Source organism: Mesorhizobium sp. RIZ17, assembly GCF_051127865.1.
GTDB lineage: Bacteria > Pseudomonadota > Alphaproteobacteria > Rhizobiales > Rhizobiaceae > Mesorhizobium > Mesorhizobium humile.
Window position 1 is genome coordinate 5,363,991 of record NZ_CP147861.1, and the last position, 12,527, is coordinate 5,376,517.

Consider the following 12,527-nt stretch of genomic DNA (forward strand, 5'->3'; position numbering starts at 1 on the left):
TCGCCCAGAAGTGTGGAGCGATTCTGGGGCGACGACATGCATCAAGATAACGCACGAAGCATTTACGTTCGGGGCATGGCAAAACCCTTGCCTTCGCGGTGGCGTGACGCCATAAGCAGGGGGAAAAGGCGCAGCCGCTGCCGCCGCGAGGATCTGGATGAAAACTTTCCTGCTGCAGTTTTTCACCTGGTGGAACAGCCAGACGCTCGGCACCCGCTTCCACACCTGGCGCTTCGGCAAAAAGGTCGGCGAGGACGAAGCCGGCAACGTTTATTATGAGGGCGGCGTCGATTCGGAAGGCCGCACCCGCCGTTGGGTCATCTATCGCGACTATTCGGAAGCCTCGAAGATCCCGCCGGGCTGGCATGGCTGGATCCACCATCGCGTCGACACCGCTCCTTCGAGCGAGAGCTACAAGGCTCGCGAGTGGCAGAAGCAGCATCGGCCGAACCTGACCGGAACGCCCGGCGCCTATCGTCCGCAGGGTTCCATCCTGACCAACCAGCATCGCCCGCAGGTGACCGGCGACTACGACGCCTGGACGCCCGGATCGTAATCCGCGTCCACGACGCCGCTTCGGTCCTTTGTCGCCACAATTGGCGTTTAGCTGCTTGCTGATAGCGCAGCGTCGATTAGCCTTGGGCATTGAAGAATCACCCGGGCACAACCACCGGTATTTTGCATGAGCTCTTTCGGCCACATATCAAAGGCGCTGATCGCGGCGACGTCCATTCTGGTTACCGCGACAACGGTCTTCGCCGCCGCGCCGGCTCCGGCCGCGGCGCCCACGGCCTCTGACCGCGTCACCAATGCGGTGGCCGAGTTCGCCGGCATTGACAAGATCACCGGTCGCATCATCACCTTCGACGTCTATATCGACGAAACCGTGCAGTTCGGCGCTTTGCAGGTGACGCCTCGCGTCTGTTATTCGCGGCCGGATACGGAGCAGCCGAAGACCGATTCCTTCGTCGAGGTCGACGAGATCACGCTTGACCGCAAGATCCGCCGCATCTTCACCGGCTGGATGTTTGCCGAAAGCCCCGGCCTCAACGCCGTTGAGCACGCCGTGTATGACGTGTGGCTCAAGGGTTGCAAGCAGAAGTCGGACGTGCCGCCGCCGACCGCGGCCAAGGCCGACACGGCCAAGCCGAAGGACCAGGCCGCCAAGCCTAAGGCTGCGGCGCAGCCGGCCGACGCCGCGCCCGAGCCGGCTGACGACGAGCCCTCCAGCACCAACTGATATCGGAACCTGCCCGCCCTTGAGCCGTTCCAAATCGGCGACAAGGCAAGGAGGATTCCGCGATGACCGCCAAACCGATTACGGCCAACAAGCAGGAGCTTCTCGATATCGAGAAGGGCTTTTGGTCAGGCGATTCCGCCTATTATGAAGCCAACGCCGACGTGGAGTGCCTGGTGGCGTTTCCGCGGATGGCGCAGGCGATGACCAACGCCGATCTGGCAAAGACCGCCGCCAAGCCCAACAAATGGCGCGACCTCGACATCAAGCTGAAGGGCATGGTCGAGCCGGGCAGCGATATCGTCATGCTCACTTACGAAGCGCACGCGACGCGGGAAAACGGCGAGCCCTATGCGGCGCTCGTCAGCACGGGTTATGTCCATCGCGCCGACGGATGGAAGATGATGTTCCATTCGCAAACGCCGATCGAGGCGGCAGAGCAAGCTCAAGGATAAAAGACGGCCTCGCCCTTCAGCGCTTCGGCGAGCAGCTTCTCATACTGGCCGCGCGGCACGTCGACGGCGCCGAAGCGCTTCAAATGCTCGGTGGTGAATTGCGTGTCGAGCAGCGCGAAGCCGCGCGCCTTCAGCCGCTCGACGAGATGGTAGAGACAAGTCTTCGACGCGTCGGTCTCCCTGGCGAACATGCTTTCGCCGAAGAACACGCGTCCGAGCGAGACGCCGTAGAGGCCGCCGACCAGCCGTTCCTCGCGCCACGCCTCGACCGAATGGCAGTGGCCAAGGCGATAGAGGTCGACATAGGCTTCGCGGATCGGCGCGTTGATCCAGGTCGAGCGGCGCTCCTCGCGCTTTTCGGCGCAGCCGTCGATCGTCGCCTCGAAATCGAAGTCGTAGCGTATCTCGAACGGATGCTTGCGGATCGTCTTCTTCAGGCTGCGCGGTGTGTGGAACCCGTCCAGCGGAATGATGCCGCGCGTTTCCGGCCGCACCCAGAACACTTCCGGGTCGTTGGCGCTCTCGGCCATTGGGAACACGCCAGAGGCGTAGGCCCTGAGCAGCAGGTCGGTCGGAATGCGATAGCCTGGCGCGTAGGGGCGAGTCATCGCATCCCCGTGCTATTCACCCTTGGCCAGGTATTTTTCCAGCCAGTGGATGTCGTAGTCGCCATTGGCGATGTCGGGATTGCCGACAAGGTCGCGGAACAGCGGCAGCGTCGTCTTGATGCCGTCGACGACGAATTCGTCGAGCGCGCGGCGCAGCCGCATCATGCATTCGACGCGGTTGCGGCCGTGCACGATGAGCTTGCCGATCAGGCTGTCGTAATAGGGCGGGATCTTGTAGCCGGAATAGACGCCGGAATCGACACGGATGCCGAGGCCGCCGGGCGTGTGGAAATGCGTGATCGTGCCGGGCGAGGGCGTGAAGGTACGCGGATCTTCGGCGTTGATGCGGCACTCGATGGCATGGCCGTTGAACTTGATGTCCGCTTGCCTGACCGACAGTCCGCCGCCCGAGGCGACGCGGATCTGTTCGTGCACGAGGTCGATGCCGGTGATCGCTTCGGTCACCGGATGCTCGACCTGAAGACGAGTGTTCATCTCGATGAAATAGAACTCGCCATTCTCGTAGAGGAACTCGATCGTGCCGGCGCCCGAATAGCCGAGATCGGCGATGGCCTTGGCGCAGATGCCGCCGATGCGCGAACGCTCCTCGGCATTGAGCGCGGGGGAATTGGCTTCCTCCCAGACCTTCTGGTGCCGCCGCTGCAGCGAGCAGTCGCGCTCGCCGAAATGCACGCCGCGGCCGGCGCCGTCGCCGAACACCTGCACCTCGATATGGCGCGGCTTCTCCAGATATTTCTCGATATAGACGGCGTCGTCGCCGAACGCCGCGCCCGCTTCCGACTTGGCCGTCTGCAGGGCGACTTCGAGGTCCGCTTCGGTATGCGCCACCTTCATGCCGCGGCCGCCGCCGCCGGCGGAAGCCTTGATGATCACCGGATAGCCGATCTCGGCGGCGACGCGCCTGGCTTCCTTGTCGTCGCTGATCGCGCCGTCGGATCCCGGCACGACCGGAATGCCGAGCCGCTTTGCCGTGCGCTTGGCCTCGATCTTGTCGCCCATGATGCGGATATGGTCACCCGAGGGGCCGATGAAGGTGATGTTGTGGGCGGCCAGAATGTCGGCGAACTTGGCATTCTCCGACAGGAAGCCGTAGCCAGGATGCACGGCGTCGGCGCCGGTGATCTCGCAGGCGGCGACGATCTGGTGGATGTTGAGATAGCTTTCGCGCGAGGGCGGCGGGCCGATGCAGACGCTCTCGTCGGCAAGCCGGACATGCATGGCGTCGGAATCCGCGGTCGAGTGGACCACCACCGTCTGGATGCCGAGCTCCTTGCAGGCGCGCAGCACCCTCAGAGCGATTTCGCCGCGATTGGCGATGAGGATCTTCTGGAACATCTGGCTGTTCCCGGCCCTACTCAAGAACCACCAGCGGCATGCCGTATTCGACCGGCTGGGCATCCTCGATGAGAATCGCCGTCACCGTGCCGGCGCGCGGCGAGGGTATCTGGTTCATCGTCTTCATCGCTTCGATGATGAGCAGCGTCTGGCCTTCCTTGACCTTCTGGCCGACTTCGATGAACGCCTTGGCGTCGGGCGAGGGCGCCAGATAGGCGGTGCCGACCATCGGCGAAGGCACCGCGTTCTTGGACACGTCGGCGGCAACGGCTGCAGTTGCGGGCTGAGCCGCCACCGCGGCAACAGGAGCAACCGCGCTAAGCGGCGCGGCGACGGCATGCACGGCCTGCGCCTGGCGCGAGACGCGCACCTTAAGGTCGCCGAGTTCGACCTCGATCTCGGTCAGGTTGGTGTCGTTCAGAATGCCCGCCAGATCGCGGATCAGCTGCTGGTCAACACCGGTCTTTTTTATCGACATTTTCGAGCCTTCTGTTTGGGGGCCGGTCACAGGCGAGCCGCCAGTGCCTGCAGCGCGAGCGTGTAGCCGAGGGGTCCGAACCCGCAGATCATGCCGACAGCGACCGGCGCGATCATGGAGACGTGGCGGAAGGGCTCCCGCGCGTGGATGTTGGAAAGATGGACTTCGGCGACCGGCAGCGGCGCTGCGGCGCGGATGGCGTCGTGAATGGCGATCGACGTGTGGCTATAGGCGCCCGGATTGATGACGATGCCTGCCGCCTTCTCGCCGGCTTCCTGGATCCAGTCGACCAGATCGCCCTCATGATTGGATTGGCGAAAATCGATCTCCAGCCCGAGGGCGGCGCCGGCCGCCTTGCAGTCCTCGGCGATGGCCGCAAGTGTCTTGCCGCCGTAAATCCCCGGCTCGCGCTTGCCGAGCGCATTGAGATTGGGACCGTTGAGGACGAAAATCGTTTTCAATATGCCGACCTTGTTCTGCGCCGACCCCAAGCCGGCGCACTGGGCCTCTATAATGGGCATAACCGCCCGCGAAAAGAGCGCAAGTGCGTTCTTTCGCTGTCCACAACGGCCGGCTTCTGCACGCGCACGCGCTTACAGCGCGCTCTTGGCCTCTTCGATCTTTTCCGCGAGAACCTGCTGGCCGAGCGCTCCGAAGATCACCTCGTTACCAACCACATAGGACGGCGTGCCGGTGATCGACAGTTTCGTCGCAAGGTCATAGGTGCGCGAAAGCGTTTCGGCGATGCGCGGGTCCTTCATCTTCTCGCGCAGCGTCGCCTCGTCGGCGCCGAGCGAAAGCGCCACCTTGATGGCGGTCGCTTCGGTGGCGCGGCCCTGGCCGCCGAGCAGCGCGGTGTGGAACTCGCCGTATTTCTCCGGATGCATCAGGTGGAACGCCATGGAGACGACGCTGGCCTTCTGCGAATCCGGGCTGAGGATCGGGAACTCCTTAAGCACAAAGCGCAGATCCGAGTCGGACTTGGTCAATGCCTTCATGTCCTCGATGGCGCGTTTGCAGAAGCCGCAATTGTAATCGTAGAACTCGACGATCGTGACCTTGCCCTTCGGGTTGCCGACGACGCCGTCGAAGGTGGAGTTGAAGATCTCGTCCTTGGAGTTCTTGATCACGCCGAGCGCCGCGAGCCGCTGCTCTTCCTTCTGCTTGGCCTCGAGCGCGTCCTGCACCTCGAGCAGAACTTCCGGGTTCTTCAAGAGATAATCGCGGATGATGCCTTCGACCTCCTTGCGATCGATCTTGGTGTCGGCAGCGGCCTTGGTGTCGGTGGAGGACGTAACCTGGGCGACTTGCACGGTGTCGGCCCTCGCGGCTTGCGGGTTTCCCGCCACGAAGCCGAAGGCCAGCATGCCGAGCGCCACCGCCAGACCGCCAGCACTGCCAAGCAGGATTGCCTTGTTCATATCGTCGTTCCTTTTGCCCATTCCGGTCCGCCTTGGTCGCCGCCAACGCCCGGGAGGTTCATTTGAGTTTGTTCGATGGCGTGTAGTTTACAATATCCTGCGCGCGGACCCAGCGGGGTTCGCCGCGCTTCAATTTCTGTTGAGCGCGCATGGCGAAGATCTTAGCGTTTTTGTAGTCGCCCGCATAATAGTGGCCCTCGGCGGTGGCAAGATCGGCGGCCGGAATGTCGCCGAGTTCGCCATAAGCCTGCGCCAGAAAGCGGTAAGCGTCGGCATTCTCCCTTTCCCGCGCGACCCCATTGTTGAGCTGGGTCACCGCCTTCTGGATCGAATCGGGCGTTCCCACCGCCATTAGCGCCTGGCCGAGCGAGACCAATAGCAATCCGGAGCGCGCCGGATCGAGGCTGACCGCCTTGGCATAGGCGTCCGCCGCGTCCTTCGGTTTGTTGGCCTTCATCAGGATATCGCCGCGCAATTCCTGGAAATAGGGGTTCTTCGGTTGTTCCTTGATCAACGCCGCCGTCTTGGTGAGCGCCGCGCCGGGATTGCCGAAGAGATAGGTCTGCTGCGCATCGCCATAGCGCGAGGCGAGGCTGGCCGGGTTCTTGCGCATCAGCCGCGCGACGGCCGCCTGGCCCTGCATATAGGCGGCGATCTTGATGCGCATCATGTCGTGCCGCTGCTGCAAGGCAGGCGGGTCGACAACGTTGACGAACGGGCTCTGCTTGACGAGCACTTCCAGGTTGGCGATGCGCTCCTGCGGCATCGGATGGCTGATCCGGTAGGGGTCGACCTGGGTGCCGGCGAGCGAGAGCGCGCTCTGGAAGCGGCCGAAGGTCTTCAGCATGCCCATGCCGGACTGGCCGGTGGCGTTGAGATAGGTGATCGCCGAACGGTCGGCGGTGATCTCTTCGGTGCGCTGATAGGCAAGGATCGAGCGCTGCGCCATCTCGCCGCCGCCCGCGGCGACGCCCATGCCGGCGCCGGCAAGGCCACGGCTGTTGGTGGTGGCGCCGGCAACCATGGCGCCGGCGCCAAGCAGGGTGGCGATGATGGCCATGGTCTTGGCGCGGTCGAGCTGGTCGCGCAATTTCTGCTGGTGGCCGCCGGCAATATGGCCGGCCTCGTGCGCGATGACGCCGATGATCTCGTTCGGCGTTTCGGCAGTCACCAGCGCGCCGGTGTTGATGAACAGTCGCCGCCCGGTGACGAAGGCGTTGAAACTCTGGTCGTTGACCAGAACGATGTCGATGCCGTCATTGGCGAGCCCCGCGGCCTTGAAGATCGGCCGGGCATAGTCGCGCACCAGCGCCTCGATCTCGGCATCGCGCACCACCGGCACGCCTTGCGCGAAGGCGCTGACCGAGCTCGAGACCGCAACCGCGGCGGCCAGCATAAGGGTCGCGAAGCCGCGCGCGGTTCGGCTGAGGGAGGTCGATTCGCCAATCGATGGTCGGGGTCGGCTCAACATAAGGTCCACTGGTAGACGAGCGGGCGAAAGATGAAAAGTCGGCGCCGGTAACTTCCTGCGCGCTTGTGATCCCCACATCAATCGGGCATTTGTGCGGCGCCGTCCTCGAACCGGGGCGGTTCACGGGCAAATCCGCGACGGTTTCCCCTCGGATTTCGTCGCAGGGCAGTTGGAAGAGGTCAAATGGTCGTTTCGCTTTCGCGCCGAGGGGAAGTCGAGCCGTTCCACGCCATGGACATCCTGGCCGAAGCCAACCGGCTGAAGGCCACCGGCGTGCCTGTGGTGTCGATGGCCGTCGGCCAGCCGTCGGATCCCGCGCCGGTCGGCGTCCGCGAGGCGGCGGCCGCGGCGCTCAGGCATGGCCGCATCGGCTACACCGACGCCTTGGGTCTCGCCGATCTGCGCAAGGCGATCGCGGCGCATTATGGCGAGCATTACGGGATCGACGTCGCGCCGTCGCGCATTGCCGTCACGACCGGCTCATCGGCCGCCTTCAATCTCGCTTTCCTGGCGATGTTCGACCCGGGCGACCGTGTCGCCATCGCCGCACCCGGCTATCCGGCCTACCGCAACATCATGGCCGCGCTCGGCATCGAGATCGTCGAGATCGAGCTCGGCGCGGATGCCTATCTGCATGCCGAGCATCTCAAGGCCACGCATCGCGAGAAGCCGCTGAAGGGGGTGCTGTTTGCCAGCCCCGCCAATCCGACCGGCGCGGTGATCCCGGCGGAGGAACTCGCGACGCTGGTGGAGACGGCCGAGGAACTTGGCATCGCCGTGATCTCCGACGAAATCTATCACCGGCTGGCCTACGCTGCGCCCGATGTCACCGCGCTGACGCATGGCGCCGGCGTGACCGTGGTCAATTCCTTCTCGAAATACTATTGCATGACCGGCTGGCGCATCGGCTGGATGGTGCTGCCGGAAGAGCTGGTGCGGCCGGTCGAGCGTGTCGCCCAGAGCCTCTATATCTCGCCGCCGGAACTGTCGCAGATCGCGGCGATCGAGGCGTTCAAGGCGACGCAGGAGCTGGAAAAGGTGAAGGCGCGCTATGCCTGGAACCGTGACCTCCTGATGAAGCGCCTGCCGGAACTCGGCTTCGCGCTCGCCGCGCCGATGGATGGCGCCTTCTATGCCTTCTGCGATGTCACCCGCCACACCAATGACAGCATGGCTTTCGCGCGCAAAATGCTGGCCGAGGCGCATGTCGCGGCGACGCCCGGCCGTGATTTCGACCCGCTGCAGGGCCATCGCACCATGCGCTTTTCCTATGCCGGCAGCCATGACGACATGGTCGAGGCGCTGGGGCGCATTGAACGCTGGTTGAAATAGAAGCCATGCCGGAACTCGAGCAAGCACTGGCCGAAGTGGCCGCCGAGATGGCTGAGCGCACCGATCGCGGCGCGGTGGCCACCTACATCCCGCAGCTCGGCAAGGTCGATCCGAAGAAATTCGGCATCGCCGCCGTGACCAATGACGGCCGCGTCATCCTTGCCGGCGAAGCCGATCAGCCCTTTTCGATCCAGAGCGTGTCGAAAGTCTTCACGCTCACGCTGGCGCTGGGCAAGGTCGGCGATGCGCTATGGCATCGCGTCGGCCGCGAGCCGTCCGGCAACCCGTTCAACTCCATCGTCCAGCTCGAGCATGAGAATGGCATTCCGCGCAATCCGTTCATCAATGCCGGCGCCATCGTCGTCTCCGACGTCCTGCTCGCGGGCCACCAGCCGCGCGAGGCGATCGGCGAGATCCTGCGTTTCATCCAGTTCCTTGCCGATGACGAGACGATCATCATCGATCGTGAGGTCGCGGCATCCGAGCGGGCCACCGGTTACCGCAACTTCGCCCTGGCCAACTACATGAAATCCTTCGGCAATCTCCATCACGAACCGGAGCTGGCGCTGGGGGTCTATTTCCACCATTGCGCGATCGCCATGAGCTGCCGCCAGCTCGCCATGGCCGGCCGGTTCCTCGCCAATGGCGGCCGGAACCCGGCGACCGGACATTCGGTCGTGTCGACTGAGCGGGCGCGCCGCATCGGCGCCCTGATGCTGACCTGCGGCCACTATGACGGTTCCGGCGATTTCGCCTTCCGCGTAGGCATACCGGGCAAAAGCGGTGTCGGCGGTGGCATTCTCGGCATCGTGCCTGGGGTAGCTTCGCTGGCGGTCTGGTCGCCCGGCCTCAACGAGAACGGCAACTCCAAGCTCGGCTCCATCGCGCTGGAGAAGCTTGCCCGGATGATGAACTGGTCGATCTTCGCGCCGTAAAATGAAAAATCCCGCGCCGAGAGTGGCGCGGGATTCTTTTAAAAGATCAACTTAACAGCCTGAAAGGTTTAGAAAAAACCCTTGCGCTGCCACCAGCCGGCGCGCTTCGGTTTGTCTTCGGCCTTGGCCTCGCCGGACACGTTCGAGGAGACGACGGGTACAACCGGCGCGTCGACCGACTGCGGCTTGCGGCGCGTCGGATGCGCACTGGCGGCAGGCTCGGCCTCCGCTGGAGCGGCGGGCGCCGGCTCGGGCGGGGCGGCCACGGGCGCGACCTGGGCCTCGGCAACAGGCTCCGACACCGTCTCGGCCACGGTTTCCTCGGCCGCCTTCTTTGCTCGCGAACGGCGGGGCTTCTTCGGCTTCTCGGCCACCTCGGCGTCATCATTGGCGGCCGCTGGAGCGGCAGGCTGTTCGGGCGCGACTGCCACGACCGGCTCGCCGGCGGCATCCTCGCTTTCCGCCGCTTCGTCCTCGGTGTCGCCGACAGTCTCGCCGGCAACCGCCTCCGAAGCCTCGTCCTCGCGGCGGCTGCGCTTGCCGCCGCGCTTGCCGCGCCGCCGCTTCTTGGCCGAACCGTCCTCGGTTGCCGCCGCGGCTTCATCGCCGGCGGTCACGTCCTGAGCCGCTTCTTCGATCGCATCCGTGGCATCGTCGGTTGCTTCGCCCGCTTCCGCCGGTGCCACGGCGTCGCCGGTCTGCTCACGGTCGCGATCCCTGCCGCCACGCCGCCGGCGGCGCTTGCGGCGCCTGCGACCATCGCCGTCCTCGGACCGCTGCTGGTGCTGACCCTGCTGCTGCGGCTGGCGCGGCTGTTCGGCCTGCACCGAAACCTCTTCTTCCTCTTCCTCGATGACGATCTCGTCCTCGGGCTCTTCCGGCTCGACATAGGCCGGCAGGCTGCGCACCTCGACAAAGCCTTCCGGCTTTTCGGCAACGGCGCCGCGGAAGATCGCGTAGTGCTGGGTGCCGAGCGTCTCGTCGGCCTCGATCGTGATCGTCAGGCCGAAGCGGGCTTCGAGCTCCACCAGATTGGCGCGCTTGTGGTTGAGCACATAAAGCGCGGTCACGGCGGGCGTACGCACGATGATGTGGCTGCGCGAATCCTTGAGCAGGAATTCCTCGATCGCCCGCACCACCATCAGCGCCACGGAGGAGTCGGAGCGCACATGGCCGGTGCCGCCGCAATGCGGGCAGGGCTTCATGGTCGATTCCAGCACGCTGGCGCGGATGCGCTGGCGCGACATCTCCATCAGGCCGAAATGCGAAATGCGGCCGACCTGGATACGGGCGCGGTCGTTCTTGAGGTGATCCTTCAGCCGCTTCTCGACGGAGCGGTTGTTGCGGTTCTCCTCCATGTCGATGAAGTCGATGACGATAAGCCCGGCAAGGTCGCGCAGCCTCAGTTGCCGCGCGACTTCCTCGGCCGCTTCCAGATTGGTGTGGAGCGCGGTCTCCTCGATCGAATGCTCCTTGGTGGAGCGGCCGGAGTTGACGTCGATCGAAACCAGCGCCTCTGTCTGGTTGATGATGATGTAGCCGCCGCTCTTCAGCGTCACCTGCGGCTGCAGCATGCGGTCGAGCTGCGCCTCGATGCCGTTGCGCACGAAGATCGGCGTGGTGTCGCGGAACGGCTGAACCACCTTGGCGTGGCTCGGCATCAGCATGCGCATGAAGTCCTTGGCCTCGCGGTAGCCGTCTTCGCCGGAAACCAGGATTTCGTCGATGTCCTTGTTGTAGAGGTCGCGCACCGAGCGCTTGATCAGGCTGCCTTCCTCGTAGACCAGGGCAGGGGCCGAGGACTGCAGCGTCAGGTTGCGGACGTTTTCCCAGAGCCGCATCAGGTATTCGTAGTCGCGCTTGATTTCGGCCTTGGTGCGGCTTTCGCCGGCGGTGCGCAGGATGACGCCCATGCCCTGCGGCACTTCAAGATCGGCCACGACCTCCTTCAGGCGCTTGCGGTCCTGTGCGTTGGTGATCTTGCGCGATATGCCGCCGCCGCGCGCCGTGTTCGGCATCAGCACCGAATAGCGGCCGGCAAGCGAGAGGTACGTGGTGAGCGCCGCGCCCTTGTTGCCGCGCTCTTCCTTGACCACCTGCACCAAAAGGATCTGGCGGCGCTTGATGACTTCCTGGATCTTGTACTGGCGTCGCACCGGCTTGCGGCGGTTGCGGATTTCCTCGAGCGCATCTTCGGCGCCGACCGATTCGACCTCGTGCTCGTCCGAATGCGAGGACGAGACCTCCTCCAGCATGCCGCGATCATTGTCGCTGGCGGCGGCCTCGCCGCTCTGCTCGGGCTGGTCCGTCTGCGGGACCGCTTCGGAAATCACGTCGGCTTCGACGTTCGCCGCGATCGAGGTGGGGCCGCCTTCCGATGGCTTCCCATCATCGTCGTCGGCTGATTCTTCAGCCGTTTCCAGTGCGGCGCCGACGGCCTCGGAGGTCGTTTCCGCGTTTTCCACTTGGACATCGGCGGTCTCGCCGCCGGCATCCTCGCTTCCGACAGCCTCGGCAGCGGTTTCCTCGGTCGCTATGGCCTCTGCCGGGCTTTCCCCGCTTTCGGGGGAAGCAGCGACTTCGGCATCGTGCTTGTGCTCACCGCGGTCGCGGTTCTTGCCGCCGCGCCGCCGGCTGCGTCGGCCACCGCGATCGCGCGCCTGCTGCTCTTCGCCGTTCTCGGCCTCCTCGTCGTCTTCGTCTTCGGCTTCCTGCGCCTCGGCGCGCAGCAGGGCCTGACGGTCGGCGACCGGGATCTGGTAATAGTCGGGATGAATTTCGCTGAAGGCGAGAAAACCGTGACGGTTGCCGCCATACTCGACAAAGGCTGCCTGGAGGGAAGGTTCGACGCGCGTTACGCGGGCGAGGTAGATGTTTCCTTTGAGTTGCTTCTTGTCCTGGGATTCAAAGTCGAATTCTTCGATGCGGTTACCGCGAACGACAACAACGCGTGTTTCCTCCGGGTGGGAGGCGTCTATCAGCATCTTGTTGGGCATTATTTTGTTTCCTGCCGGCAGCCGACGGCCGCAGCTGGCGTGGCAATGCCCGCCGCTGTGCGCCTGTATCTGTGTGCATGCCGGATAATTGAACGTCCGCCGGCCGCCGCTTGAGCGCAATGGCGGTGCCGCCCGCAGCCATTGTGGCGCGGTTTGATGCGGACCTTTCCATGATTGCGCTTGAAGCCATCGGCACCCAGCAGAACCTTTTGAACCAAAGCCCGGGTTGAGCCGGACC

The 12,527-nt window shown here is 64.4% G+C and carries 12 protein-coding genes; 5 read left to right on the top strand and 7 right to left on the bottom strand.

What is annotated here, in order from left to right:
• Positions 1-157 precede the first annotated feature (157 nt).
• The 3 genes from WDX12_RS26060 to WDX12_RS26070 all read left to right on the top strand — a co-directional run bounded on the left by WDX12_RS26060 (position 158) and on the right by WDX12_RS26070 (position 1,692).
• Positions 158-556: an NADH:ubiquinone oxidoreductase subunit NDUFA12 gene (locus tag WDX12_RS26060; RefSeq protein ID WP_320298024.1), complete on the top strand. Its 399-nt coding sequence runs from the start codon at positions 158-160 to the stop codon at positions 554-556.
• Between the two features lie 126 nt (positions 557-682).
• Entirely contained in the window at positions 683-1,240 is a 558-nt protein-coding gene (locus WDX12_RS26065; RefSeq protein ID WP_434722540.1) for a DUF2155 domain-containing protein, read from the top strand.
• A gap of 62 nt (positions 1,241-1,302) precedes the next feature.
• On the top strand, positions 1,303-1,692 hold the full coding sequence (locus tag WDX12_RS26070) for a hypothetical protein (protein WP_320298022.1): 390 nt from the start codon (positions 1,303-1,305) through the stop codon (positions 1,690-1,692).
• On the opposite strand, the gene aat is transcribed toward WDX12_RS26070, so the two are convergent.
• The 6 genes from aat to WDX12_RS26100 form a co-directional block, all read right to left on the bottom strand.
• A complete protein-coding gene (aat, locus tag WDX12_RS26075; RefSeq protein WP_140829649.1) occupies positions 1,683-2,300 on the bottom strand; it encodes a leucyl/phenylalanyl-tRNA--protein transferase in 618 nt (205 codons plus the stop codon). The genes WDX12_RS26070 and aat overlap by 10 nt on opposite strands.
• A 12-nt stretch (positions 2,301-2,312) precedes the next feature.
• Positions 2,313-3,656, bottom strand: coding sequence for an acetyl-CoA carboxylase biotin carboxylase subunit (gene accC / locus WDX12_RS26080; protein WP_434722541.1), 1,344 nt, complete (start codon positions 3,654-3,656; stop codon positions 2,313-2,315).
• 16 nt (positions 3,657-3,672) lie between these two features.
• Positions 3,673-4,134 (bottom strand): acetyl-CoA carboxylase biotin carboxyl carrier protein, encoded by a 462-nt coding sequence (accB, locus tag WDX12_RS26085; protein WP_434722542.1) that lies wholly within the window; start codon positions 4,132-4,134, stop codon positions 3,673-3,675.
• 26 nt (positions 4,135-4,160) lie between these two features.
• On the bottom strand, positions 4,161-4,595 hold the full coding sequence (gene aroQ, locus WDX12_RS26090) for a type II 3-dehydroquinate dehydratase (RefSeq protein ID WP_434722543.1): 435 nt from the start codon (positions 4,593-4,595) through the stop codon (positions 4,161-4,163).
• A 132-nt stretch (positions 4,596-4,727) separates the two neighbouring features.
• On the bottom strand, positions 4,728-5,555 hold the full coding sequence (locus WDX12_RS26095; RefSeq protein ID WP_320298018.1) for a DsbA family protein: 828 nt from the start codon (positions 5,553-5,555) through the stop codon (positions 4,728-4,730).
• Positions 5,556-5,613: 58 nt separating this feature from the next.
• Positions 5,614-7,026 carry a M48 family metalloprotease gene (locus WDX12_RS26100; RefSeq protein WP_320298017.1) on the bottom strand — a complete coding sequence of 471 codons (1,413 nt, stop codon included), beginning with the start codon at positions 7,024-7,026 and terminating at the stop codon, positions 5,614-5,616.
• Between the two features lie 183 nt (positions 7,027-7,209).
• Here WDX12_RS26100 and WDX12_RS26105 point away from each other — a divergent pair, with 183 nt between their 5' ends.
• Both WDX12_RS26105 and WDX12_RS26110 read left to right on the top strand, forming a co-directional pair.
• Positions 7,210-8,358 carry a pyridoxal phosphate-dependent aminotransferase gene (locus WDX12_RS26105; RefSeq protein ID WP_434722544.1) on the top strand — a complete coding sequence of 383 codons (1,149 nt, stop codon included), beginning with the start codon at positions 7,210-7,212 and terminating at the stop codon, positions 8,356-8,358.
• 5 nt (positions 8,359-8,363) lie between these two features.
• Positions 8,364-9,293 carry a glutaminase gene (locus WDX12_RS26110; protein WP_434722545.1) on the top strand — a complete coding sequence of 310 codons (930 nt, stop codon included), beginning with the start codon at positions 8,364-8,366 and terminating at the stop codon, positions 9,291-9,293.
• 68 nt (positions 9,294-9,361) lie between these two features.
• Here the strand turns inward: WDX12_RS26110 and WDX12_RS26115 are convergent, their stop codons facing one another.
• The gene (locus WDX12_RS26115; protein ID WP_434722546.1) at positions 9,362-12,289 is read right to left on the bottom strand and encodes a ribonuclease E/G; all 2,928 of its coding nucleotides are present in this window, start codon (positions 12,287-12,289) and stop codon (positions 9,362-9,364) included.
• Positions 12,290-12,527: the final 238 nt, after the last annotated feature.